At 43.0% G+C, this 25,892-nt stretch carries 23 protein-coding genes, 2 tRNA genes and 1 pseudogene; 4 read left to right on the forward strand and 22 right to left on the reverse strand.

What is annotated here, in order from left to right:
• Positions 1 to 291: 291 nt before the first annotated feature.
• The 10 genes from rplL to infA form a co-directional block, all read right to left on the reverse strand.
• Entirely contained in the window at positions 292 to 690 is a 399-nt protein-coding gene (gene rplL, locus BN3769_RS08830) for a 50S ribosomal protein L7/L12 (protein WP_068469692.1), read from the reverse strand.
• 59 nt (positions 691 to 749) lie between these two features.
• Positions 750 to 1,286: a 50S ribosomal protein L10 gene (gene rplJ, locus BN3769_RS08835; RefSeq protein WP_068469693.1), complete on the reverse strand. Its 537-nt coding sequence runs from the start codon at positions 1,284 to 1,286 to the stop codon at positions 750 to 752.
• A gap of 7 nt (positions 1,287 to 1,293) precedes the next feature.
• Positions 1,294 to 2,001 (reverse strand): 50S ribosomal protein L1, encoded by a 708-nt coding sequence (rplA, locus tag BN3769_RS08840; RefSeq protein ID WP_068469695.1) that lies wholly within the window; start codon positions 1,999 to 2,001, stop codon positions 1,294 to 1,296.
• A gap of 10 nt (positions 2,002 to 2,011) precedes the next feature.
• The gene (gene rplK / locus BN3769_RS08845; RefSeq protein WP_068469697.1) at positions 2,012 to 2,440 is read right to left on the reverse strand and encodes a 50S ribosomal protein L11; all 429 of its coding nucleotides are present in this window, start codon (positions 2,438 to 2,440) and stop codon (positions 2,012 to 2,014) included.
• Between the two features lie 213 nt (positions 2,441 to 2,653).
• Positions 2,654 to 3,202 carry a transcription termination/antitermination protein NusG gene (gene nusG / locus BN3769_RS08850; protein ID WP_068469699.1) on the reverse strand — a complete coding sequence of 183 codons (549 nt, stop codon included), beginning with the start codon at positions 3,200 to 3,202 and terminating at the stop codon, positions 2,654 to 2,656.
• Positions 3,203 to 3,255: 53 nt separating this feature from the next.
• Positions 3,256 to 3,507, reverse strand: a complete 252-nt coding sequence (gene secE / locus BN3769_RS08855; protein ID WP_068469701.1) for a preprotein translocase subunit SecE — start codon at positions 3,505 to 3,507, stop codon at positions 3,256 to 3,258.
• Positions 3,508 to 3,589: 82 nt separating this feature from the next.
• Positions 3,590 to 3,662: transfer RNA gene (locus BN3769_RS08860), tRNA-Trp, on the reverse strand.
• Between the two features lie 79 nt (positions 3,663 to 3,741).
• The gene (gene tuf, locus BN3769_RS08865; protein WP_068469704.1) at positions 3,742 to 4,926 is read right to left on the reverse strand and encodes an elongation factor Tu; all 1,185 of its coding nucleotides are present in this window, start codon (positions 4,924 to 4,926) and stop codon (positions 3,742 to 3,744) included.
• A 60-nt stretch (positions 4,927 to 4,986) separates the two neighbouring features.
• Positions 4,987 to 5,058 (reverse strand) — tRNA-Thr (locus tag BN3769_RS08870).
• Between the two features lie 94 nt (positions 5,059 to 5,152).
• Positions 5,153 to 5,371 carry a translation initiation factor IF-1 gene (gene infA, locus BN3769_RS08875; RefSeq protein ID WP_068469706.1) on the reverse strand — a complete coding sequence of 73 codons (219 nt, stop codon included), beginning with the start codon at positions 5,369 to 5,371 and terminating at the stop codon, positions 5,153 to 5,155.
• A gap of 546 nt (positions 5,372 to 5,917) precedes the next feature.
• Here infA and BN3769_RS08880 point away from each other — a divergent pair.
• Positions 5,918 to 7,771, forward strand: coding sequence for a RhoGEF domain-containing protein (locus tag BN3769_RS08880; protein ID WP_068469707.1), 1,854 nt, complete (start codon positions 5,918 to 5,920; stop codon positions 7,769 to 7,771).
• Positions 7,772 to 7,893: 122 nt separating this feature from the next.
• Here BN3769_RS08880 and BN3769_RS08885 read toward each other — a convergent pair whose 3' ends face one another.
• Complete coding sequence (locus tag BN3769_RS08885) at positions 7,894 to 8,592, reverse strand: DUF1295 domain-containing protein (RefSeq protein ID WP_068469709.1); 699 nt, start codon at positions 8,590 to 8,592, stop codon at positions 7,894 to 7,896.
• 146 nt (positions 8,593 to 8,738) lie between these two features.
• Between BN3769_RS08885 and BN3769_RS08890 the strand changes: the two genes are divergently transcribed.
• On the forward strand, positions 8,739 to 9,185 hold the full coding sequence (locus BN3769_RS08890; RefSeq protein ID WP_068469711.1) for a SufE family protein: 447 nt from the start codon (positions 8,739 to 8,741) through the stop codon (positions 9,183 to 9,185).
• A 248-nt stretch (positions 9,186 to 9,433) separates the two neighbouring features.
• Here BN3769_RS08890 and BN3769_RS08895 read toward each other — a convergent pair whose 3' ends face one another.
• The 4 genes from BN3769_RS08895 to BN3769_RS08910 all read right to left on the reverse strand — a co-directional run bounded on the left by BN3769_RS08895 (position 9,434) and on the right by BN3769_RS08910 (position 14,771).
• A complete protein-coding gene (locus tag BN3769_RS08895; RefSeq protein ID WP_068469713.1) occupies positions 9,434 to 11,275 on the reverse strand; it encodes an Hsp70 family protein in 1,842 nt (613 codons plus the stop codon).
• Positions 11,276 to 11,287: 12 nt separating this feature from the next.
• The gene (locus BN3769_RS08900) at positions 11,288 to 11,770 is read right to left on the reverse strand and encodes a DUF2760 domain-containing protein (RefSeq protein ID WP_068469715.1); all 483 of its coding nucleotides are present in this window, start codon (positions 11,768 to 11,770) and stop codon (positions 11,288 to 11,290) included.
• A gap of 166 nt (positions 11,771 to 11,936) precedes the next feature.
• A complete protein-coding gene (locus BN3769_RS08905) occupies positions 11,937 to 13,223 on the reverse strand; it encodes an amino acid permease (RefSeq protein WP_228840662.1) in 1,287 nt (428 codons plus the stop codon).
• Between the two features lie 414 nt (positions 13,224 to 13,637).
• Positions 13,638 to 14,771, reverse strand: coding sequence for a hypothetical protein (locus tag BN3769_RS08910; protein WP_068469717.1), 1,134 nt, complete (start codon positions 14,769 to 14,771; stop codon positions 13,638 to 13,640).
• 248 nt (positions 14,772 to 15,019) lie between these two features.
• Here BN3769_RS08910 and BN3769_RS08915 point away from each other — a divergent pair, with 248 nt between their 5' ends.
• Both BN3769_RS08915 and BN3769_RS08920 read left to right on the forward strand, forming a co-directional pair.
• Entirely contained in the window at positions 15,020 to 16,894 is a 1,875-nt protein-coding gene (locus BN3769_RS08915; RefSeq protein ID WP_068469719.1) for an alpha/beta hydrolase family protein, read from the forward strand.
• 191 nt (positions 16,895 to 17,085) lie between these two features.
• Entirely contained in the window at positions 17,086 to 17,823 is a 738-nt protein-coding gene (locus BN3769_RS08920; protein ID WP_068469913.1) for an ABC transporter ATP-binding protein, read from the forward strand.
• Positions 17,824 to 17,897: 74 nt separating this feature from the next.
• Here BN3769_RS08920 and BN3769_RS14750 read toward each other — a convergent pair whose 3' ends face one another.
• The 7 genes and pseudogenes from BN3769_RS14750 to BN3769_RS08950 form a co-directional block, all read right to left on the reverse strand.
• Positions 17,898 to 18,074 (reverse strand): hypothetical protein, encoded by a 177-nt coding sequence (locus BN3769_RS14750; protein WP_154017869.1) that lies wholly within the window; start codon positions 18,072 to 18,074, stop codon positions 17,898 to 17,900.
• Positions 18,075 to 18,183: 109 nt separating this feature from the next.
• Positions 18,184 to 19,383 carry a M24 family metallopeptidase gene (locus BN3769_RS08925; RefSeq protein ID WP_068469721.1) on the reverse strand — a complete coding sequence of 400 codons (1,200 nt, stop codon included), beginning with the start codon at positions 19,381 to 19,383 and terminating at the stop codon, positions 18,184 to 18,186.
• 82 nt (positions 19,384 to 19,465) lie between these two features.
• The gene (locus BN3769_RS08930) at positions 19,466 to 21,145 is read right to left on the reverse strand and encodes an ABC transporter substrate-binding protein (protein ID WP_068469724.1); all 1,680 of its coding nucleotides are present in this window, start codon (positions 21,143 to 21,145) and stop codon (positions 19,466 to 19,468) included.
• 24 nt (positions 21,146 to 21,169) lie between these two features.
• Positions 21,170 to 23,056, reverse strand: coding sequence for a HEAT repeat domain-containing protein (locus tag BN3769_RS08935; RefSeq protein ID WP_079989491.1), 1,887 nt, complete (start codon positions 23,054 to 23,056; stop codon positions 21,170 to 21,172).
• Positions 23,049 to 23,624, reverse strand: a complete 576-nt coding sequence (locus tag BN3769_RS08940) for an isochorismatase family protein (protein ID WP_068469727.1) — start codon at positions 23,622 to 23,624, stop codon at positions 23,049 to 23,051. Before BN3769_RS08940 ends, BN3769_RS08935 begins: the two co-directional genes overlap by 8 nt.
• Before the next feature lie 81 nt (positions 23,625 to 23,705).
• A complete protein-coding gene (locus BN3769_RS08945; RefSeq protein WP_068469729.1) occupies positions 23,706 to 24,041 on the reverse strand; it encodes a histidine triad nucleotide-binding protein in 336 nt (111 codons plus the stop codon).
• Between the two features lie 16 nt (positions 24,042 to 24,057).
• Positions 24,058 to 24,930 (reverse strand): annotated as a pseudogene (locus BN3769_RS08950) (MYG1 family protein); the annotation flags it as partial.
• Between the last annotated feature and the right edge of the window lie 962 nt (positions 24,931 to 25,892).

A 25,892-nucleotide genomic window follows, 5' to 3' on the forward strand; every position in this document is an offset into this window, starting at 1 on the left:
ATAAACTCAGGATTTTGAATTTTGAGAGATGGATTCGAACCAATCCAGCTTTCAAAAGCCAAAAACATCTTCTAGCGCGGGAAGTGTCCACTGCCAGAAACAATCAACAAAAGAAAAATAACATGGGAGAAAACGGGTCGAGTTGAATTGTAAGGAATTTTCCTGCATCTATTAGAACCCTAATAGTAATTATATCTTAAAAGCTTTCAAAAATCAAGTATAAAATAAAGCAATACCAAGAATAAGAGGTTTCCCTCTCATTCTTGGCTGAATTTCAAAGAATCGACTGGATTAGAGTCCTTTTAAAGTGACTTTTCCGCCAGCTGCTTCGATTTTCTTCTTGATGTCTTCTGCTTCAGCTTTTGGAGCAGAGGCTTTTAATTCTTTAGGTGTTGCTTCAACGAGGTCTTTCGCTTCTTTTAAGCCAAGGCCTGTGATTTCGCGAACAACTTTGATGATTCCAATTTTCTTGTCAGCTGGAGCATCTGTCAACGTAACTTGGAAGTCTGTTGACTCAGCAGCTGCAGCTGCTGGGGCTGCTGCGCCAGCTGCAGGAGCGGCTGCTACTGCGACAGGAGCTGCGGCTTTAACGCCCCACTTTTCTTCGAGAAGCGACTTAAGTTGAGCCATTTCTAAAACGGTCAATTGGCTCAATGCATCGACTAGTTCATCTGTTGATTTCTTACTCACGGTATTACCTCTTAATTTCTAAAACTTGTGTTAATAAATTTTAACAATGGATTAAAACCTTAGCTCTCACTGGCTGCGCTTTCTTCACTCTGCTTAGCTTTATTATCCAAACAGTATGCCACGCTAGCAAGAAGGGCTTCCACAACCGCCAAGGTTTGAGCCATCGGAGCTTCCAGAGTACTGAGGAATTGAGCTCGCATTTCATTTTTACTTGGCAATGTAGACAGCTTCTCGACATCAGCTGCTGCATAAAGCTGGCCATCAAAACGGCCGCCCAATACTTGGATCGCCTTCTCACGCTCTTGACTGAACTTGAAAACCATTTTGGTTGTTTCAATCGGATCTTGTCCTAAAAAGACCAGACCGATATGCCCTGTCAAAGTGGATAAGTCCAGTTCAATTCCTGCATCTTCAGCAGCTTTAAGCAAGACGCGCTTGCGAACAACTTCTATATCACCACCCATTTTACCGATCTGGCGACGAAAATCGTTGGCCATATTAGCTGTCAAACCGGCATAATGCATAATGACGAATGATGGAGAACGCTCGATTTTGTCTTTAATCTCTTGTTTAAGGAGTTCTTTTTCTGGTCTCATATGTCTATCACTCCCTAGCTGCTAAATCTGATTCGCGTAGGTCAATTTTTAGGCCAGGCCCCATTGTAGAGGAAATGACCAATGATTTCATATAGTGACCTTTGGCAGAAGCAGGCTTCGCACGTTGAATTGCCGTTAGAAACGCTTGAATATTCTCTACTAATTTCTCGGCAGAGAAAGACAGCTTTCCTACTCCGTTATTAATCACGCCATGACGATCGAGTTTAAACTCAATCTTACCACCTTTAAGTTCTTGAACAGCTTTGGCGATATCCGTTGTCACTGTTCCAGCCTTAGGAGTAGGCATCAAGCCTCTTGGTCCGAGAACCTTACCCAACTTACCTACGTCACGCATCATATCAGGTGTTGCAACGACAGCATCAAAATCTGTCCAACCCCCGTTGACTTTTTCTAAAAGTTCTTCGTGACCCGCATAATCGGCTCCTGCTGCTAAGGCTTCTTTTACCTTATCGCCTTTCGCGAAAACGAGAATTTTCATCGTTTTACCCGTTCCATTCGGTAATGAAACAGTTCCGCGAACGCTTTGATCCGATCTACGAGGGTCAACGCCCAGTTTTAAAGAAACTTCTACCGTTTGATCAAACTTCGCAGGTAGGCATTTCTTTAAAATTTCGACAGCTTCTTTTACGCTATATGCTTTTGTCACATCCAGCGAGCGAGCTATCTCCCGAGTTCTTTTACTTGGACGACCCATATTTTATTCTCTACTCGTTTATGAGTTCAATGCCCATGGAACGAGCTGTCCCTAAGACAATATTTGTTGCCATTTCCAAGTCAGCAGCATTCATATCTTGCATTTTTTCTTCTGCAATTTTACGCGCTTGCGAACGAGTAATTTTAGCGACTTTATCGCGGTTGGGAACGCTCGAACCCTTTGCTGCTCCTGTTGCTTTCTTAAGCAATTCAGAAACAGGGGGCTTCTTGGTTATAAATGAAAACGACTTATCTTGATAAACAGTAATCAGAGTAGGAAGGACATCTCCAGCCATGCTCTGTGTTTTTGCGTTAAATTCCTTACAGAAAGCCATGATGTTGACACCAGCAGCACCCAAAGCTGGTCCAATTGGAGGTGCTGGATTGGCTTTACCTGCAGGAATCTGCAGCTTGATAACTTTTACGACTTTTTTTGACATATTGTCCTCTATACTTATTATCTAACAGATAATTCCTGCTTTTCGAACTCGCACTTGGATAGAGGCGTCCACATACGATTTGCGCTCAGGTTTTATCTTATTCAAACACACCTAATCAAAGGGAAATAAAGTATACAAGAAGAGACAAGAAAACTCTAGAGTTTTCTTTTGCTTTTCTTACTTTTCTTGTTTTTCCCAAAAAATTAATAGAAATTAGGCGTTTTCCGCTTCCTCTGAAATTTCTTCTACTTGTGCAAATTCCAAATCATCTACGCGGGTATCACGCCCGAAAATAGAGACGAGCACGCTTAAGCGGCCTTTATCATGGAAAACTTCCGTCACAGTACCAATAAAGTTAACAAACACTCCATCGATAATTTTGACGCGGTCTCCCACTTCAAACTTATGCTTTTGCGTTACTTTCTGCTTTTTATCTTCCAGATCTCTTAAAATTTCATTAACTTCGGCATCCGTTAAAGGGGTCGGTTTATCCCCACCCAAGAAATCGATGACTCCATTGGTGTTTTTAACATACTGCCAAGATTCATCATCCAAGTTCATTTTGATCAGGAGATAACCAGGCCAGAGACGTTTTTCAACAATATGCTGCTGCCCTTTCTTAACTTCGGATACATTTTCGGTAGGCAATAAAATCTGCTCAACCTGATCAGCCATCCCCTTCAATTCGAGATGCTCTTCAAGCGCTTTCTTGACTTTCTTTTCGTGCGTGGATAGCACTTGCACAACATACCACTTAAACATGTATTACCTTACAGTTGTCTGATTCCTGCACAGAGAAGACCTATTTAAAGCCATCAACCACCCACTAAGCGAAGCAACAGGCTTAATCCATTTAATACGCCTTGGATCATTAAATCCATAAAGTAAATGGACATTCCAAAAACAAAAGTCGTAAGCACGACGATTTTGGTATAGGCAATCAGCTCTTCCTTACTTGTCCATTGGACTTTTTGGATTTCGCTTTTGATATCAGCTACAAAGTCACGCACTTTTTTTGTGCTTAACGCATTTTCTGTAACAGTATGTTGTGTCTTTTTTATATCCATGGACTTTACTTCTGCACCCACGTTTGTACCTCTCTTGCCTGACACCAATTCTATGACTTTATCTATCGAGGACCTTATTTATCGAGTGCGGAGGGATTCGAACCCCCGACCGACGGCTTTGGAGACCGTTGCTCTACCAGCTGAGCTACACACCCAAACGATTAATGCTAATGAGAGTCACAATAAAAGGGTAGGCGCGAAAGCCTACCCTTTAACACTTTTTGAAACAGCCGATTACTTAATGATCTCGGAAACTGTTCCGGCACCGATTGTACGACCACCTTCACGGATAGCAAAACGCATCCCTTTTTCCATCGCGATCGGAGCAATCAATTTTACGGTAATTTCAACGTTATCGCCAGGCATAACCATTTCAACACCGGCAGGTAGTTCGATTGTACCTGTCACGTCTGTTGTACGGAAGTAAAGCTGTGGACGATAGCCGGAGAAGAATGGCTTATGACGGCCGCCTTCTTCTTTTGTCAATACGTAGACAGGCCCTTTAAACTCAGTGTGGGGTGTGCAAGTACCAGGAGCAACGAGGCACATTCCGCGCTCGATGTCTGTCTTATTCAACCCTCTTAAGAGGATACCCACGTTTTCACCGGCACGGGCTTCATCCAACACTTTATTGAACATTTCAAGACCAGTCGCTACTGTGTCGCGTGTTTCGCCTAAGCCGACGAGCTGCAATTTATCGTTGATCTTAACAACACCGCGCTCAACACGACCTGTCGCTACTGTACCACGACCGGAAATAGAGAACACGTCTTCAACCGGCATCAAGAATGGCTTATCAGTTTCACGCTGAGGTGTTGGGATCTGCTCATCAACAGTCTTCATCAATTGCTTAATGGCCTCAACATACTTAGGATCGCCTTCCAGCGCTCTTAATGCAGACCCTCTGATGATTGGAGAGTTGTGGTAGCCTTTAGATTCGAGCAGTTCGTGCAGTTCCATTTCAACGAGGTCGAGAAGCTCTGAATCGCTTTCACCGAGCATGTCGACTTTGTTCAAGAACACAACGATAGCTGGAACTTGCATCTGACGGGCTAACAAGATGTGCTCACGCGTCTGAGGCATCGCACCGTCTGTTGCAGCCACAACGAGAATCGCACCGTCCATCTGCGCAGCACCTGTGATCATGTTCTTCACATAGTCGGCGTGACCTGGGCAGTCAACGTGTGCGTAGTGACGATTTTCTGTCTCGTATTCTACGTGAGTAGAGTTAATCGTAATCCCACGCGCCTTTTCTTCTGGTGTATTGTCAATAGAAGCGTAGTCTCTAAATTTCGCTCCGCCTGCTTCGGCGAGAACTTTTGTAATAGCAGCGGTTAACGTCGTTTTTCCGTGGTCAACGTGACCGATGGTTCCTACGTTGACGTGAGGCTTTTTCCGCTGAAATGTTTCTTTAGCCATTTTACTTCCTCCGTTAAGCTCGAGTAAAATATGTATATTTTGTTTTGTTAATGTTAAGTCTGCCCAGAATAGGAATTGAACCTACGACCTTTTGCTTACCATGCAAATGCTCTACCACTGAGCTATCTGGGCAAGCTAATCTTGCAAAAGCGCCTTTCTACCTGTGATCAAAAGTCAATAAGTGTAGAGAGTCAAACAAAAAAAATCAACACTATTTATGTTGACTTTAGCGCTGTCGAAAAATAATTCTTGCCTTGCTTAAGTCATAAGGCGACATCTCAACAGTGACGACATCCCCAACTAAAACACGGATATTCTTCATCCGCATTTTTCCACAAAGATGTGCAATCACATTTAATCCATTCTGAAGGGTCACTCGGAAATGCATATTAGGAAGCAATTCCTCTACCGTCCCTTCAATCTTTATTGTATCTTCTTTGGCCATGTTCCTCTTATATAAGGACTAAACAGTATCGACACCCCCTCTAAACAATAAGGAGCATCTTCGAAATAGTGACTAATAAGTTAACATTTTATAGATAAATGTCAAGAAAAAAGAGAGGAAAATCAGATTTCAAGCGTCAGGACAAGGAAAAATCGCCCTCTAGATTAGACTCTGCTCAACAATTTTTTTATCATCTCTTGCCTATCTAACAGTTCCCTGAAAAAACTTTTTCCATTTTAGCCATTTTTCCGCTGTCATCAGTCCAACCCCTATCTAGACAAAGGCCTCATAAAAAAATAAGAGACTCAAGCGAAGAGAACGCTTCATTCCTCAGTGAGATTGTAAACTATCCTCAATAGAAAATTATAGTACACATTGCATTTACAATCAAAATTAAATTAAAAACACTAAAAAGTTAAACATCAAATAAAATACTAAAAACACAACAAAATAAATAAATGTTAAAATAAAAATATAAATATCAATTAAATATTAAACAAACTAGTTAAATCAATAAAACCATTAATTACTAAAGGTGGAAAAATTATGATGAATACTAGTTATTCTCCCTCCCCAGAACCCCAGCCACAGCCTGTTTTATCGAGTCTCTCCCAAGGAGAAATTGAAAAGACGTTAGCACAGGCTGAAATCAAAGTCAGCGTTGATCAAGAAAAGCAAGTCGGAATTATTGAAGTAAACGGGCGGAAATTTGCCGTTCAATTAGTCAATGTTAACAACGGTACATCTTTAGATAGTACAACGTTAGAGCGCATCGCCAACCGCGTAGCCTATATGCTGGTATATAGCAATCTTCTCAACAAGGAAGAAAAATTTGAAGGCGCAACGATCAACCGGCAAGGCATCCAATTAAAAGACCGCACCATTAACCATGAAGGCGCCTTGAAGGATGCTTATGAACAGCTCGATTCAATGTTGACTCAAACAGGCAGTCAGTCGCCAACTACACCGACGACAATTGCTGTCCAGCATCAAGAGACAGAAGCGGATAAATGGGTGCAGTCGTTGGAAAGACAAGGATTAATTGTGCCTGGCCAATTAGAAGCCATGAAGAAGTATGGAACTTCTAAAGTCATGGTAAATGGCGTATTTAGTCCCGCAAGGGTTAAAGAGCTAGAAGAGGCGGAAAAAGGACAGAAAAAAGGAGCGCATAAACCTTTTCCATTAGCTAGAATTGGAAATTCGATCACAGGGTTTTTTAATCGCTCTAAAAGAATGAGCAAAGCAGACGAGCCGCAACCTCAAGCTGAGATTAGAAGTGCCCCTAAAGGGGAAATAAAAAGACCTGAAATAAAGATTAAAAAACCAGAAGTGCAAACCAACAAGCAGGAGCAAACAAAAGGCGCCGAATCTGTTGAGAAACAACATTTCAATTTAGATGAACTAGACAAGGCGGGACGTACCCAGCTCTCTGTTATGAAAGAAATCGCACAAACGGAAGCCAGCTATTTAGATGGGCTGGTCGAAGTGAAGGATAGAATAGATAGGATGTTATCCTCCACAAAACATCCAGAAAAGTACCCTGTCATGAAGGAAATGCAAGGGCGCTATCAAGTCATGATCGATAGATCGACAAAACTTCACGAGCAGTTGGTAAAAATTTTAAATGAATCGTCTTCTATAGATGAGGCAACAGCCCAATGCCATGGTCTATTCTCAAGCAAAGATTTTAAAGCGTATGTGGAGGATTTGACGTTTTGCGCCTTAAAACTTGAAGACCTCGCCAAAGAGGACAAGGATATACAAAAAGACCCTAAATGCGCTGGAATTGAAAAAAATGCCATCCAAAAGGCAAATGCAGAAGGCAAAGGGGCGCTTGCAATGGCCAATATGAGCTTTTTCATTACCCCTATTCAACGAGGACCTCGCTTCAGATTACTGCAAGCAGAATTATTAAAAAACACGCCAGCCAATGCAGCTGGTTATGAAACCGGCAAAACAAGTCAAGAAACGATTAAAAATTTATTGGAAAATGTCAACGAAGCCAAGAGACAGGCTGAGAAGGAAAGTTTGGAAAAATTCAGCGCTACCGTTACAGGGCAAATCACAGTAAAAAATAAAGATGAATTTATTGACACCTTGAGAAGTGCCGTCATTGGGAAACCGACAGCAAGGGCTATTTTCGGCAAAAAGCAAAAATTTAATTTCTCTGAGATCAATCCAAATAATCTTAACACTTTCTTTGAAGCTGTTAATAAAAATGCAACTCTCTCCATCGAAGAAAAAAAGAAGGCGCTTACCCAGCTAAAAACAATATTAGAAGAAGAAAAAGGCTCCTTTAGTCTTTCTCAAAAGAATATCCTGTCAAATCTTGTCACTATTATAGATGATTTTTTAAATCCCCCACCTCCGGCGGATTCCCAAACGGTTACTGAAAAGTGAGGGCGATCATTTTTCGAAAAAGTGTATTAACCTGAGCAAGGAGCCATAGATGCCCCCATATAGTCCCCTGACTCAAGCCTTCTACAAGAAAGACAATACTTGCAAATGTCGGCGATTACGTATTAAGGACATGCCCTAGAAGCGTACAGCATGAGATAAAGCATCAGGATGGGCGCAATCACAGATAACCACCCTAGCGGTGAAGAGAGGGCCATAACAAAGTAGCCAATCCAGATCACCCATTCAAAGAAGTAATCGGGATGCCGCGCATATTTCCAGAGGCCCTGCTTGCACACTATTTCCCCATTTCCAGGCGTTTGCTTAAAGCGTTCAAGCTGCCTATCGGCAACAGCCTCTCCGCTTACACCAGCCATCCAAATCAGCAGCCCAAAAACTTCGCATGTCCCAAAAAAAGGCAAAACGTTTTGACTCATCAAAGCAAAGGGAAGAGACAAGACAGCTGCAAAAAGTCCTTGCAGCAAGTAAAGTGTCAATGCTTTCAAGGTAATCGGACCTGGCAATAGAGGACTATGGAGCACTTTTTGATAACGGGGATCCTCTAGCCCCTGGTGGAATCGGCTGATCAAATGAAGGACAAGGCGCAATGCCCAAATAGAGACCACTGTCAAGACAAGGAGGCGACGCCAGACATACCCTTCGCCCAAAATAAAACTAATCAAAGCGGCTAAAATGAAGCTTAATCCCCATCCGATGCCTGCCAAGCTGATATTCTTTTGGATTAAATAAATCATCCATAAAAGCAGCATGAAGGCTTCGATAACTAACAGGCTAATTCCCATTGGGAGCAGGAAGTCAAGCATACAACATCCTTTTTTATTAAAGATATGTTTTAGCTTTTTGGGATTAAAAAACCAAGTTTATCCTCCTCATAAAAACATTTATGCCTTACAATAAAATTAAGCACTTAAGTTATTATAACCTTTGAAACTTAAAAGATTAGAGATTTATGTTCGATTCTTGTTTAGAAAAACAGCGTTTGGTCAAGGCTCAATTCTCAGATTGCCAAACAGAAGAGGCCAAATACCAAAAAATCATTGAATTAGGCCGGAAGCAATCGGGCTTGTCCGATGCAGAAAAAACCTCATCCAATCTTGTCAAGGGATGTCAAAGCCAGATGTACTTAGCGTCCCGCTTAACGGGCAATCAAGTGTTTTTCAGTGCGGAATCTGACGCTTTGATTTCAGCAGGATTGGCAGCGCTATTGATTCAGGTATATAGTGGAGAGACGCCCGAAACAATTTTGAAATGTTCTCCCTCCTACTTAGAAGAATTGGGAATCAATGCCAGTCTAACTCCCAATCGGGCCAATGGCTTATACAGCATTCATTTACGCATGAAGCAAGATGCGCTTAAATGGCTGATGCAGGGTGAAAAAACTCAAAATCCAGGTTAAATAGGCTTGTCCCTATTCTCTTTTGCAATCTGTGGGCTTTTGGGCTTATAAATCCGCCTTTTGTGTGATAAGCAGATCAGGATTACGCAAAGGACAAGGCGCTGAGAAAAAAATTAAAGGACAGAAAGATAAGACATTCTCATCCTAGCAAATTGTCCCCTCGCTCAAATGAACGTGAATGAGGGGAAAAACGCTTTCTTTCCTACACGCCTTTCCGCCTCTGCATTAAGGCGCTGCAAAAAAAGCGATTATTTATTTGCCGCCATAGGTTTATCGTCACGTACATCGAACTCCAGCTTCCACTTTCTTCCCTCATGAGAGACGCACCAGAGCTCCAATACCCCCAATTCGGTAATTTTGGACTTCAGCTTAACGCGTACGGTTTTCCCTTCGCTTTCCATTCTATCCAACCTTGTTTCGATAGGATGAAGCTCTGTCAACTCTTGCTTCCAATTACGTAAAACCGTTCCGACTTGCGGCTCCGTCCCATTCGATAATTTAGGAGTGGCATGGCTAAAAAAGCGGAAAGTCGCCAATTCGCCCAACACTAAGGCGAACTCTTGATTATCCAGCTCTTTTTCTTCGCCTTCTTCCATTCCAAAAGGCACAATGCAAATAGCCCTAAGCGGAGGACTGATCCCTGGAACAGCCGGGACGGCCTCTTCCACGCCAATAAAATAGCTACGGCTTGTTCCCCCTCTAATGCGGATGGCATGGCCTAGGCGCGCTAGCCCATAATAAGCCGCTCCCCGGCTGACGGCGCAATCATAATCCGCCCCTGGCAACTCCTGGACGGCCGGTTTTTTTAAATCTTTCGCCCATTGGTTCAGCAGATGCATAATTTGCTTGCGCAACGCTGCCGCTTTCATTGTTCCTCCGTTAAAGAGCACAGCTGTCGGCAGTACAAATTGGTCCATTTGGGCCGTGTCCGATTCCCCTGTCATGGAAAGGAACTTGGCAAGTTGGCAAGAGATGCGAGGATCTTGGACGTAGGGCAGCCCGATTTGCTGAATGCCTGAGCGGCGCTCTGTCGGCGAACGCTCTTCAGGACCGACAAGGGGAATAAATCCATCGACGACCAATTTTTGCACTTCTTCTTGGGTCAATTCCGTTTTAAGGGTATTCCCAATCAGGCGGCTTCCCCTTCCCAAAATGGTAATATCTATGCTAGCAGGCGCCTCTTCGCTTAGCAAACGCTCCTTAGCTTGACGGCATTGATGCACAAGAGATTGCAATTGCCACGCATCAATGGAGTGGCCCTGGTCTTCCAATTTTTGTTTGGCCAAATAAGCCAACCCCAAGTCGATGTTATCTCCGCCAAGCAGCAAATGGGATCCCACAGCCAAGCGCTTCAAGGATAAATTGCCTTCCGTTTCTTCAACGGCGATCAAGCTAAAATCGGTTGTCCCTCCGCCGATATCGACGACCAGGACATAGTCGCCAACCTTTAAGATATTGCGCCATTCATCCGCATGCGCATGCAGCCAGGAATAAAAGGCCGCTTGGGGCTCTTCCAACAGAATAATCTCAGGATAGCCTGCTTTTTCGGCTGCTTCTTGGACAAGCTGCCTTGCACTAGGATCGAATGAAGCAGGGACAGTAATCAAAATATGCTGTTTGTTAAAAGGCGTGCCCGGTTTAGAGAAATCCCAGGCTTCCCGTAAATGCTGCAGAATTTCGGCGCAAGCTTCCAGCGGGCTCATCTTTTTATCGATTTCTTCCGAATCGAAAGGCAAAAGCTTCTCGCGACGGTCGATGCCAGTATGGCAAAGCCAAGATTTGGCTGACGAAATTAAACGGGAAGGCAGCTCTCCCCCTCTTTCCCTTGCAAACGTTCCGATGGCATAAGGCCTTTGCAAATCCCATTCGATGGCGGCTTGATGGGCAGATAGCTCTTCGGGTAGCGGATAATAAATAAAAGAAGGCAAAGAAATGCTTTCTCCTTGCGTATTGGCACTTATAACCTGGGCAATCCGCGCTTGTTCAATCGAGGGATGCTGATGCTTACCCTCTATCTGAATAGGCGTATAGGCCATTGTACAATTAGTCGTTCCAAGATCAATACCAATAATATAAGACGCTTTTTTCATTATGAACCCGATTTATTTGATTTCAATTTCAGCAGGGCAGATCACATCGGTCGCCTGTTCCCCTGTCTTTTTTGGAAGAGAACGCTTGTGCGCTTTCCATCCTCGATGGACCAATACTCCTGAGAAAGGCGGTTCCCCTTTGATCTTGCCGACGACTTTAATTTCAGAAGGATCGTATCCTTTAGGCACTTGAACCATTGTTCCTTCCGGCTCACTTTTCAAGGGGCGAATGGTGACCAGCTCTTCCAGCAATTGAGCGCTGTCCTGATGGATCTTACGTGCGGCAGCTCCGACTTGGGCATCGCTAAACGCACTGATATCTTCTTTTAAAAAATCAATCAATCTGCCTGCTTGTTGCAAATAATAAAGAAGGCGAAGATGTGATTGGTCCGCCGCTTCAATCTGTTTAGGAGGCTGTTCTTCGACAAATTGTTTAGCTTTTTCGGGGTCTTTAAAAGCTTTCATAAAAGCTTTAAACGCTAGTCCCAATCCCATAAATTCATTCCTTGCTATCGTTTTTTATAAGAATTCAACCAACTTAAAATTTTTTAGCAATTATTTGTCAAACGTTCTTCTATTTAGATCCTGTCGTCGAATTCTTAACGGCCTAGAAAGAACCTTACTCTTGAATGTAGACAATCAGCAATTCGACGACAGTTTCTTACAGTCCGGCCCCTTCTTTTTGTTGTTGGATAATGAGTTGGCAGGCCTCAAATATTGAGCATGTAAAGCCCGAATGAATCAAAATCTCCAAAACGAGGGCAAAAATGAAAAAGGCTAATACAACTAACAAAAGCGGCTTTCCGCCAGGCACCCGATTTTCTGCAGGAAAATGCAGATAATAGCGTCCGACCCAAACCATTAAGACCGGCATGATTCCGTTGAGAATAGAATCTCCAAATCCTCCAGAAGTATCTAAAGCCAATAAAAAGATCCTTTCAAAGTAGGCTGCAAAAATAAAGGTTGGGATTATAATTAAAAGCCCCAACAGAATTTTTCCCTTTCCTGTCTTTTTAATTTTTAATCCATCGGACAGAAAATCCATCAATCCCAATGCCATGCCCAGAAAGGAAGTGACCAAAGCAAAGAAAGCAAAATATTCGGCTAGAATCGACACCCATTCGCTTCTGACATGTTCGCGCAGGAATTGAGTAATCGGCTCTCCCACTTCAAGGGCTTTTAAAAGACTGTTTGGCCCATGCACAGGAACAATGCCCAATACCAACCATTGCCAAAGCAAATAAACGATCAAGGTAATGGTTGTTCCTCCCATAATCGCCCACCGCAAGGCTTTAACGTTGCGGCGTAGATAAGGGGTTAAACTGGGCAGCATAGTCTGAAAGCTAAAAGTTGTCAGCAATAGGGGAATGGCAAGAAAAGATGTCGTCCATTTGCGATGCGAAAGAAACTCTAGTTTTACTTCAGATATTCCTGTTCCCACCAAGGCAAAATAAGCCGCGATCATGGCGACAAATAAAATTGTATTCACCCGTCCAACAAATCGGTTGCCGAGGTAAATAATTCCTCCAAAGCAAACAATAAAAAGAAGGCAGCTTATCTCTTTTGAAAATTCCATCCCCATCAAGTTTGCCGCTCCATTTGCAACAAGCGATCCACCTGCTGCCGTATAAGCCACAATCGAAGCATAAGAAATGAAAAGATAGACAACCCAGCTTACTATCCGTCCAATTGGCCCTAAAATCGTTGAAGACATTGTAATAACATGCGCCCCCTCTTTCATCCAGAGATTAACCTCTAATAATAAAAGAGCTGAAGCTGTCATAGCCAACCAGCATAGCACCATCATAATGGTGGATGGCACAAATCCGCTAATTCCTGTGGCAACGGGCAAGGCTAGCATTCCTCCCCCGATACATGTCCCCGCAACTAAAAACATGGCCGATAATAACTGTCCTTTTTGAGAAATCGCTGAATTCTCTTCCTCCACTTCTGTCCTCCCTATGGGGTTTGAAAATTAAGAATACTCGTATTCCACTTGCTTCCGGCCAATACAGATAAAAGCTTTATTCAAAGCTGAAAGCAATATAAATACCGCATAATTATAGAGCTTTAACAGTTATGCGAAAAGAATAAATTTGTAGTGAGGATTTTTCAATAAAAAGAATCTTTTTTCAAAGAAGCTTGCAAGGCAAATTGCCTGGATAATTAAACGTTGGATTATCTTCTGCAGGTGAGTGAATAAACCTGAGTTTTGCATTTATGTGCCTGAAAGTTAAAGCAGATTGTGAGGCAAAGGTAAAATCCGCTTTTAAAACGCTAAAAGGTATATTAAAACCACCAAACTCAGGTTAATAAAAGAGCTCGACCAAAGAACCGGGCCAAACCAGAAAACCAATAGGGACTAAACTCCCCTCACTTGCCGCTGAAAAGAGCGAAAAATTTCCCTAAAGCCCCAGCGATAGGGCTGATCCTGCCAAATATCTGTTTTTTCTCTAGAATGCTCGATGAAAGCAAGTTTATGGGGATATTGATGAATTAACTCTTCTCTATACCGCTGCAAGTCTTCCTGGGAAAGCGTAGCCGCACTATTAATTTCTACTTTAATTTCCTGAAGGCTAGAAGTCAGCTTTTCCAAGGCAAGAGGGACATTTACCCCTTTATAACAATTATCTTGAATGACTAAGGTTTGATTATTTTCCAGCGTCATAACCGGTTTCAATACTTTTTTCCCAAAACCTAAGCCCGCCTCAAAGCAAAGCGCGTCAAGCTGAGCATTGATTCGCTCAAATTCCCTGCTTGGATCCCTTAAACGCCTTTCTAAAAAATGCAAACTGCAAAGGAAAGCCCGTTCCATTGTTTGCCTGCGTTTTTCTTTTTCAGACGAACTTAACTGCGAACGGCAATCCGCTTGAATAGTCGGGGCTTCGCTGCTCAGCCCAAAGCCATGATTGCTGAATTCTAAAATGATTCCTCGGCGATAAGCGAGATCCAGTAGTTCAAGCTTCTGCTCCAGTGAAATAAACGCGGAAGACAGGCGAAAGCGGGGTTGATTGCCCGGTTCAACCGCATATTTGATACAAAGGCGAGGATCCATGCTCTCAAATTGCTCTGTCATTCTCAGTATTTGAGCGGGTGAAAAAGACCGATTCCTCTCCCTTGCTTCCTCCCATTCCTGCGCAGAAATTGGCAAAGTAGTCAAAAATTGTTTTATCTTTTCGATACTTAAGCGCCGCACCTGAGCATCTGTTAAACCTGTAACAGCGCGCGAAGACAACCGTTTGAGGAACATTCCCAGACATCCCAATGCAAGCGATGTAATTCCAAACCAAATATAGCTAGGAGGAACCGCTCTTGCCGCAAAGACTCTTTTTCCTATCCCACACCCTCCAATGACAGCTCCCATTCCTCCAATCAGTTGGCAAAAATTTCCCCAGTATTGCAGGGACTGGCTATGCGACCGCGCACGGCGAGCAACTTCAAAATCCCCACTCCTCCTCTCGGACAAAGGCAAAACTAGCGAATGGATATAACTCATATTCTTCCTTATCAACTGTCGCTTATTGCTCATTGTCTATCCTCGAGATTACTTTCCCGCATCCAGCCTATTAACCAGAGTTTGACGACAACTGCTTAAACAATATTGTTATCAGATCAATTTAGTTTGCTAACATTATTACAACAATTAAAAAAATAAATTTGATAATGATAATTAAAAAAAGTTAAAATAATAAAAGAATATACTACAAAATGTAATTTTATCGATATTAAAATTAGTAAGGCAATATGACTGACATTCCTCCCTCTTTTCATTCCATTCAAAACCAAGCTCCTGGAGCCGAGAACCAAGCGATAGAAAGCCCCAAAGCCCGGGGTAAATCTTTTATTTCTTCCATGCTGGAAAAGATGAGTGAAAAAGTGAATCAATTCGCTACTCATCTGGCTTTTGGGAATCAAATGGCTCAAATTGCTGATCGAAGGGCGATTCTTTCCCATCAGGCGCAAAATATTAGCCACATGCTCGCGCCCTTGCAATTATCAAAAGATCAATTAGAAGACAAAATTAATTCATTTAACCAAAAGCAGAAGCAAATAGAGGAAGAGTATCAAGAGATAAGTGCTCAGATAAAACAATTAGAGGAAAAGGAGAAAGAATTAGACTCGCGCCATGAACTTAGCCAAACGCCGGAAGAGAACGCTTCAATTTTGAAAAAAAAGAAAACTAACAGTAAAGAGAAAGAGGAATTGACGAGTAAGCGATCCGAATTGATTCGGCAATTCAGCTCGATCTCGGATAATAAATTGAATGCATTTATAGGAATGCAGCAGATAGAAGATAAAATAAAAAACACTAAATTGCAGAAAACAAGCGCCCAACTGCATACAGAGCTTTTAGATTCCAAAGAAGCTTCCTTAAAAGAGTACATAGCTACCCTATCCTTCTCCAGCAAAATCAAACTTATCTTTCTGCAAGCTGCAGCGAAGACATCCCTTATTGGCTCAGCAATTGTGCGGAATCTCATTCATCCAGCCACAAAAGAATTAACGTATGAAGCCATTTCTGCAGCAACCCCTGAAGCTCTCCAAAAAGCCAAGATGGAAATGAAGAAACCGAACGCAACAAAAGAGGCCGAAAAAGCGTATAATACGCTTCGGTACCAAGAAAAAGTCTCTGAAGCCATGCGGGCAGTTGAAGAAGACATTCAGTTGGGAAATGCCGAGCGGATTAACATTTTTACATCCGATCATCAACAGCTCGATGGCTGCGTGATCTATGGCGGGCCGAATAAAGGAGAAAATCGCCCTGTTTTAGTTATGTCGCAAGGAAATTTAATGACTTATGAGCTGAGCTATGAAACAGCCAAGGCCTATGCAAAGGAATACGGCGTCAATGTCGTCCTTTATAATCCTCGTGGAATCGGACATAGTCTTGGAAAAGAGAACACAACCGGAGAAGCGGTTACAGATTGTAAAGCAGCCATTGAATATGCCTCCCAACGTTTCTGTCCCGATAATCCCCAAAAATTGGCTGTCTATGGACATTCCCTGGGAGGAGGAATTAGCGCAACGGCATTAAAAGAGCTCATTCAGGAAGGCGCTCTTCCCAAGGGGGGCATCGGCCTTTATACAAACCATCATTCCTTCTCTTCTTTGCAAGGATTTATTTCAGGCCAAGCAAATAAGAATCTTTTTACAATTGGATCGATCGCCCTAAAGTTGATCGGACTGAATACTCTGGATGCTGAGCAAGCGGTTTCCAAAAACAGGCTTGCCAGTAAGGTCATCGTTGCAACCGGGGAACAAGATGATTTAATGAAAGGTCAAGGAAGGCTGCGCGATCGGCTGCTATCTATTTTCAAGTCTGAGGAGTGGCAGAAAAAAGATGTCAGCTTTATTAGCCTCAACGCTTTCGGCCACAATGATGAAATAGAATACGCGAGCTCCGACTATCGATCGAATATACAAAATTCAATAGAGTTTATGCGCGATAGACAAAAGACGCTTGAGACGAAATTAGAGCAAAAAAATTTAGATGACTTTGAAAAGTTGGAACTTCAAAGCGATCTTGCCCAACTTAGGGATCGTTTCCAACAACTACAAACGGATTTAGCTCATCTGAATCATTACCATGCCCAATTCATGGAATGGGCGACTACCTAGGGTATCGCTATTGCCACTACAAAAGACACCAAAATTGATTGACGACCATTTAATGATTGACGTTTTAAGCCAGTAAGAAGACAATTCTTATTAATTCTTTTTATTATTCACCTTATCATTAATAAAGAAGGGGTTCTTTCGCAGCGATTGAAAGCCTTATTAATGAGATGGACTTTATTCTAGTTAATTTTATGTCTTTGGTTATTGAGAACCTGTCTTTTTCTTATTCGAATAAGATCATTCTAGACAATCTTCACCTAAGCCTTGGCCAAGGAGATATCGGAACCTTAATCGGCGCTTCCGGTTCAGGAAAGTCTACTTTATTTAAGTTATTGGCCGGTTTATTGCCGCTCCATCAGGGAAGCATTTACATTAATGGCCATTCCCTTGATTCACCTGAGCGGACTTCCTGTATTGCCTATATGATGCAGCAAGATCTTTTACTTCCTTGGCGTACTGTCCTTGCAAATGTCATGCTTGTAGCCGAACTGGGACTCCATCCTAATCCTCAAGCCTTACAAGAAGAAGCCTACCGTCTCTTAGATGAAATGGGGCTTCGCCCTTATTTAAATTATTATCCCGAACAACTATCTGGAGGCATGCGGCAGCGGGTCTCTCTTGCCCGCTCCTTGCTGCAGAAACGGCCGATCCTTCTCTTGGATGAACCTTTTGGCGCTTTGGATGTCGGCCTAAGAGAACATCTCTATCAGCTCTTGCATCAAGTGAGAGACAAATACGGCACAACGATTTTAATGGTTACCCATGATTTCCGAGATGCCCTTTCCCTATCCCAGCACCTATTCCTGCTTTCCCAAAAGCGGATTTATAAAAAATGGACGCTTTCGAGCGACTTCAAATCCGATTTTATCAAAATGGGGCATTTACAGACCGAACTACAAGCCCTGCTCAATTACTCCCCGACAGATTAATCGAACAGCAGCCCACTTTTCTTTGTTGACTGAATTTGGTTTTGTCTTTTGAACGGATGGCAAAACGCAGGTTGTTAAGGCGGATTTCTTGGCGTATCAACGTAAGGCGTATCCTGATAAGAGACTTGCCGCATTTGATTAAATAAAGAGGGATAAAAAAAATAGATCACTAGGAAAATAGCTAATACGCCAATCCAAAACAAGATGACAACCCAACGATTCACTTGAAAAGAAAACAATTGATTTTTCATCCTTCCTCTTTTAACTTTAAATATTTAGAGGCTACCGTCGAATCCATCCTGGTCTAGGCTTGCATTCTTCCTAGTGAGAAATAATCTCGAATATAGACGATTAGCCCTTCTACGCCAGTCTATTTAAACAAACTAACTCTTCTTGAATTCCGCCAGTAATGCGTATATATCCGTTAGGGTCCAAGTATACGTCGTATTCCATTCGCACACCAAATTCCCCTGGAAGATAAATTCCCGGTTCGACAGAAAAGCAAGTTCCGGGAATTAAGAAGCGGAAATCATGCGTTTCCAAATTATCCAGATTGGCCCCCGGTCCATGGACGTCCTCTCCGATATTATGACCTGTCCGGTGAATAAAGTAAGCGCCATATCCGGCCCCTTCAATGACATCTCGGCACGCTTGATCGACCTGCCACCCTTGAAGGGATTTCCCTTCTTCGTAATGCTTTTTAATAAAAGCAGTTGCAAGGTCTCGGGCCTCCTTTACAATATGGAAAATGGCTTTTTGCTTATCTGTCGCTTTGGAAGCCGCAACTCCTACACGCGTGATATCGGCATACACGGCCCTGGGCTGATTGCGCTTGCACCATAGATCGAGAAGAATGAAGTCCCCGGGCCTGATTTCTTTGGCCTTTTCTTTGGAAGGGCTGTAATGGGGATCTGACGAATGCTCGTTTACGGCGCATGTGGGAGGATCAGAGGTCAGGCAATCCTTTTTCTTCATTAAGTCGAGCATAAATTGCTGCACTTGGTATTCATTAATTCTTTCACGAGAAGAAAGCTTACTCTCAATCAAGCTCCATGTTTGATCGGCGATGCCCTCGAGGACAGCAGCTGCCTCTAGATGGCTTTTTACTTGTTCCTCCGTCCACACGCTTGTATAACGCTGCAATAGATTGGCCGAACTGACGATCTCAGAGCCTGCCTTGCGCATCAATTCAACAGTTCCTGCATCTACTCGAGAAAGGACCGGCAAGGCATTATAAGGGGAATATTCCATGGCAATTTTCGGCTTCGTGACGGCAAGGGAAAATAGAATTTTTTCCAATTCTTGCCATCCCCTGTAGGCTTGCTTGATTCCCGGCAGATGATCGAGCACGTAAGGTTCGACAAGAGAGACGATTTTGATGGGCTTGCCCTCTTGAGGGATCCAATAAAAAAAACGCCTTGTCAGCATTTTACCAGGAGGAATATCCAAAAAAGTATAGGCTAACGGATTGCATCGCTTAAAATCATATAGGAGCCACCCTTGCACATCCTGTTCTTTCAAGTCGCGCTGGACGTCTTTTAGTTTTTCTTCAAATGTCATGCTAGTTTCCCTTTATCAACCTGATTTTGAATGTTTCGGCTTTGGTGTGTGTCAAAGGGCAGAAAAATTCAAAATCAAGCTATTACAATAATTGATGAGCGCGCAGCCAAAACTCAAATGCGTGCCAAATTTCAGGAGAAATTGTTTGCTGATCGGCTAACGTAGGAATAGTCAGTTGCCATGCCTCCAGTTCCCACTGGCGCGTTTTCTCACTTTTATCGGGCTGATAATGGCAATAAATGGCAAAGGCTTCATCTGGATGCAATCTAGAATAATCAATACTTTTTTGTAAGGCTTTTTTAAATCGATCAACGAAAAAAGGCTGAGAATAAGGGGTTTTCTTATTTGCTAGAAAGATCAATTCATAATAGGAAGGAATTCCAAGCTCGGTCAGCTTGAAAAACCGCGTAGGGATTCCCAAGCTACGCAAATGCGCCGTTTCAATATTCCAATAAGCGCCATAAATGACATCGACTTTCTTCATTCCAAGCGAGGTGACCAAATCAAACCCCACATTAAGCAATTCTTTCGGATAAATGGAATGATTAGACAAAAGCGCTTGCAAGGTTTGCGCTTCCTTTCCCCCTGTACAAAAGCCAAATTTCTTTAAGTTCAAATCTTGCAAATGCTGAACGCCTTCTTTATCGCGGAAAATGAGGGCGTTTAAAGGCTCCTGAATAAGAATGCCAATGGGTTCAAGCTCTGCCTGTTTTTGGAAAGTCCGGATGGTATGAGGCATATAAGATAGCGCAATCTCGCACTGTTCCAAGAGCAAATAAGTGGTCGAATGGCCGGGCTCTTGCAACTTTTGGATCTGCAGGTTGATTCCCTCTTCTTGAAAAAATCCTTTCTTTAGCCCGACATAAAGCGGAATATGATTGGGATTGGGAAGCCAATCTAAGACTAAGCGGACTTGCCCCGAACCGGCATTGCGCTGGCAGCTATAGATAAAGGCTGCGCTTGCGGTCAAGATAAGAAAAGACTTGGCCCACCTTGAGAGGAACGCCTGCTTGATCAATAGTTTTAATGGCCGCCGCTGCGAAGCTAAGCGTTCACAAGAGACAGTGATAAAATAAAAGAGATAGCTAAGCAGCGTCAAGCATAAGAGGGCGGCAAAGTTTGTTTCCAAATCCATATCGCGGCGGCTTTCCATCATCAATACCCCTAATCCCTCTTGAGAGCCTGCCCATTCTCCCGCCACTGCAGCGATGCCTGCAATAGCTGCTGCCAGGCGCAATCCGCTGAAAAAATGGGGCAGCGCCCAGGGCAGCTTTAGCTTTGTCAAGACTTGCCAAGTTGTCGCTTGATGCGTTTTAAAAAAATCTTCAAATTCTTGGGGAACAGAGCGCAATCCTTGATAAATGTTAATCGTCAAAGGAAAGAAAACCATCAAAGCTGTTGGAATGACAATCGCGGTAAAAGACCAGCCAAACCATACCACCATAATAGGAGCTAAGGTAAACATCGGAATGCACTGCACTAAAATGAATAAGGGCTGCAAAACGGAAGAGGCCAATCGCGAGCGGTCCATTATCCAGGCAGAAGGGAAAGCCGCCAGCAAGGCTATCGCCAATCCAGCGACCATCTCTTTTAGCGTAACAATCGTATGAAACCCAAAGCGGTCAGCTTTATCCCATAAGCGGAGAATAACTTGCGATGGAGAGGGAATGACAAAAATGAAATCATGATTAAAATAATTAAACAGCTCCCAACTTATAAGGAAGGCTATTAAAAAGAATGTAATGGGCAAAACCTTCTTCATTCGTGCTATTATTGACTCCGAGAATTAATGGTTTAAGCACTGGATTAAGGCCATTGCGGCGATCAAGCGAAGAGTCTGAGAAGGCTCCTTAAGGGCTTCAATGAGAAAAGGCACAGAGGTCATCGATCCAATCCGCCCTAACCCTTCCAAAATTTTGGCCTTTGTCTCTTTATCGCTTTCTTGATACCCCTGCTCCAATACCTTAATCGGGCTTTCTTCGTGCGACCATAAAGAGAGAACAAGAGCGGCCTGGATGCGGACTTTGGCCTGAGGATCTTGCAAAAGCTGTTGAACTAAATCAATGGCAGCCTCATCTCCTTCCGTAAGCAGCAAAGCAGACGCCATTGCCGAAACACCCCAAGACCGCTCGGATAAAAACTGGCGAATCGATTCTTGAGCATGCGGAGCTTTTAAAATCGCTAAGATATTGAATAGTTTTAAGCGGATAAGCTGATTGTCCGTTTCGGGAGTAGAAAGCCCGCTTTCCCCTTTTTTCAGCGACCGGCTGTTTATCGAAGAAAATATCCCGCAATCCATCTCACACCAGCGTTCTTTCTCCTGATCCATAATTTGCCCTATCATAAAAGCCGCTTTGGCACTCGCCAGCCGCTGCCCAACTAATCCAAGGGCTAAATTTAAACGAACATAGGGATCAGAATGAGAGTCTAAAAGTTGCAACGCATAGTCAGCTCCATATTTCCCTGCTGCTGCCAAAGCCGCGGCAGCAAGCACGCGCACCTCTCGCCTTTCACTTGCCAAATAGGCATAAAAGGCTTGCTGTCCCTCTTCGGGAGCATAAAGCGTCAACAGCCAGGCGGCAGAAATGCCAACTTTGAAGTTCGCATCTTTAGTTGCCCTTCTGGCTAAATCCAAAACAATCTCTTTCTCCTCTTTAGGCCTAAGCAATCCCAATGCCTGAATGGCAGCCGTGCGCACGTCCGGCTGATAATCAGAGGAAAGAAGGATCAACTGATCTAAATCTCGCATAGACTGAAAGTGAGCGATGGCTTGGCAAGCCAGCAAGCGCAATCCCGCCCGATTGCTGGAAGCCAGGCGGACGATCTCATGGCGCTGAATTTCATCTAAAATGTCCAGAAGGGATTCTATCGCCAGCGCTTTTTCTTCAGCTAAGCTTTCATTCGATGCAATAAGGGCTTCCAAGTCCGGCTGCAATTCGGCTACTTTCATTCGTCCGATCGCTTCGATGACCTCCTTCCTCACAAGCCACATCTTCTCTTCCCTAAAAAGACGCTTCACTTCGTTGACAAGCTTGGCGTCATGCAAATGGCCAGCCAATTTGACAGCAACAGCTCGGATGGCATAATTGGGATCCCTCATTCCTTGAAAAAGAATATTGACGCCTTTTGTATCTTGAGCAAAAAAAGCTGCCAATAATGCCATCTGGCGCATAATCAACGAAGAAGAGTGCGATGCTTTATTTAATATTCCCCAAGCCATCTCTTCAATTAATTTACGCGGCAACTCTTTTTCTGGAAATGCCGATCGATAATCATCCCAAGCCCTTAACATCTCTTTTTCCCAGCCTAAATGGGCTAAAGACCGAATATAAGCTTCATGAACAAAGTCGCAGCGAGGATAAAGATCAAGCGCTTGCCTGGCCTCTTCATATGCAGAGGCAAAGTCTTTGATGATAAAGTGGGCCTGCACCCTCCTAGCCCTTATTTGAGGATCTGATAATGGATCTGCAAAAAGGGAAAAGGAAAAAAAAGAGGCTGCGAAGATGACGATCAAATAGGCTGGCCATTGCAGGCTAAACAGAAAATATGTTTGCCTCCGCAAGAAACGCTTCTTTCTATTGAATAGAGTCTCTCGGTCATGCTCCCTTTTGCTAAGGCCCATGTGGCCATGCCGCTTGGCTGCTTGCATAATAATCGAACACTCTTTAAGCATTCGCACAGCAGCTAGATTTGATCAGCTGACTAAGAGACTTAAATTCAGCAGCGCGGGAATCTTTAAGCAATTCAAAAAGGACCGTTTCTACGCAGCTAATTCGCGCGCCCTCATCCCGCATTTCGGCAATCGCCGTGGAGAAATCATAAATAGAGCGTGAGGCAATCGCGTCGTTGAGAACCGTGACTTGCTTGCCTCTTTGCAGCAGCCCTTTTACTGTTTGCAAGACACAAATATGGGCTTCGATTCCCACTACAACCCATTGTTGATAAGGCAAACCGCTTAAATGCTGGGCAAACGCTTCATCGTCCAAGCAAGAGAATGTAGATTTAATCCAAGGCTGATAAGCCTTCCCCAACAATGTTTTGATAGGCATTAGCGTTTCACCCAATCCCTGAGGATACTGTTCGGATATCAGCATGGGCAGGCCAAGGATTTCAAATCCCTTGATAATTTTAAAAATCCCCTCCAAAGCCTCTACGCTTCGTTCAACGGAAGCAAACACTTTAGCCTGCATATCTACAATTAGCAAAGCTGTCTGAGAACGGTCTAAGGTAAATAGTGGCATACCAGCGTTTCGATCCTTTATTTCCGGAAATATGAATGTTAAGAGAACTAATTAATAGGCCTGGACAATCCTATTGGAAGGTTAGGCAATAGAGCCCAAGCGCCTGCCGCCAATGAGATGAAAATGTAAATGGAAGATAATCTGTCCCGCATTCGACCCATTATTGGTCAACAAGCGATAGCCATCTTCAATATGAAACTGCTTCGCTAATTGCTGGGCTACAGCCATGATTTCGCTTATCAAGGGAAGATCGGCTGCCGTGATGGATTGCAAGTCGGGAATCTCTTTTTTAGGCATGATAAGAAGATGGACGGGGGCCACGGGATGAATGTCTTTAATGGCTAAAATACGCTCATTTTCAAACACTTTCTCTGACGGAAGTTCCCCCTTGATAATTTTTGCAAATATCGTTGCCATAAACAGACTCCTTCGCTTGTTTTAGCGTATATTCTAAAGCTTTTAATGCATCTTCGCGTGTTTCCCAAACAGAAATAAAACGTCCTTTATGACAAAAAATGGCGCCAGGAATACCGGATACACGCTTGAGGTCTTCATCCAATAAGCCAGCCCATTCTTTAGGCTGAGGCAATCGAACTTTCATCCGATCTTGATAAGAGGGGGGAATTCCTCGCAACTTCCAATGTCCGCCCGATGGCATAATGACAAATAAGGCCGGATGATCCTCTCCATTAAGCTCAAAAAAGATTTCCAGCCAAGGCAGATTTTGATCAAAAATTAAGCATTCCTGCGACTTGGCCATGCAATCCGCAACAATTTCTCGGCACGATTGCGTATATTTGAATCTTTCCCATAAGCGGTGCAAATGCTCAAAAACGAATTTCAACGCTTGATGAAAAGCTTGATTCTGCTCGTCTGCTTCGCAATCATAGCGGATAGGAGTAAAATTCGAAACAACATGCGAAAAGGAACAATAGCCCGGAATAAGCGGATCGCGCCCATTATCATGAGCATCTACCCCCATGATAAGCGTATGATTGAAAAACTCATACTCGTTCGGCTTTAAAAATCCCCGTTCCTCTAAGTATTTTAAAATCATTCCAGCACTGCTTAAAGGCCCTTGATAATCTGCTTGATGGTGATCAAAGAGCTTAGCAGCAGGATCATACACGCCTCCTACATCGCAGATATATTCACACGTGCTCAAAAGATGCAAATCACGCGTGCGAATGATCTTATCTTCATCAATCAAATTAAAAAGCATTAATAGGGCACATGCAGTCACCTCATCAGCATGAAAAGTCCCGTCATGTGTCCCACAGCTTCGCGGAATCTTGTTTGTATCCATCTCGATAAGCCTTATCCTTTTGGAGCGCCTTACCTATTCGCTTGCAAACTGAGAAGATTGTCTACGGCATGCTATTGAAAAAGCCTAATCTTTCGCCTTATTCATTCGAAACACTGACTTTAGAGACATTCTGAATTGCTACCGGCCTGTTCGAAATGATTTTCTCTCTAGGAACTCGCAACGCAGGCTAAGAAATTATGAATTCAGAGAATGTCTCTTATAACAATCCTCCTGATAACTAAAAACAGCTCTAAAACAAATAAAAAACAATTATGGCACAAGGATATTTTTATGTAAAAGCCCAAATCTATCCAAAATAAAATAAAATTTAAAAAACCTTATACTCAATCGATAAAAGTTAAACCTAGCTATACCTCACTTATATTTAGCTTTTTACTGCTTCATGAAAAATTTTCTCTTCAAAAACATCCCTATTAACCTGCGTTTGGAGGTTTTGCTCTTAGAGAGTGTATTAAAAACCTAATAGCCTAGATTCGCGTTCTTTTCTCCTAATAGCAATTGGATTTAATATGCCTCTTATCCTAGGCTTCAGCCTAAGCAGTTTTTAACGCACACTTCAAATTTTTCCTATGTTATGAACATTTTTTGAATTTAACCCCTTCCCCTCCCTTTCTTAAAGATCTGTTTTTCAACCCCTTCAATCAAATCATCACAAATAACTGACTGTTAATTGTTTAATAAAACAACCATTTCCTTTCTTCTTCTTGAATAGAGCTTTACACCTCTGGTTTCCTCTCAGGGCAAGCCCTAAGTTACAAATACCTCGTCTACAAAATTTCCACATTTTTAAAATCTTAGGGTGAAGATTTAAGGCAAAAAGGCATACAAAAAGCATACACTTTCGTTTAACAGAAAAGCAATTGAGCGATTTCTTTCTCGAGAACGTAAATTTTAAGTCATTGAAAAAGAGCGAATATTCACGCCTAAATGTTGGTTTTGTC

The sequence above is a fragment of the Candidatus Protochlamydia phocaeensis genome (assembly GCF_001545115.1).
Taxonomy (GTDB): domain Bacteria; phylum Chlamydiota; class Chlamydiia; order Chlamydiales; family Parachlamydiaceae; genus Protochlamydia_A; species Protochlamydia_A phocaeensis.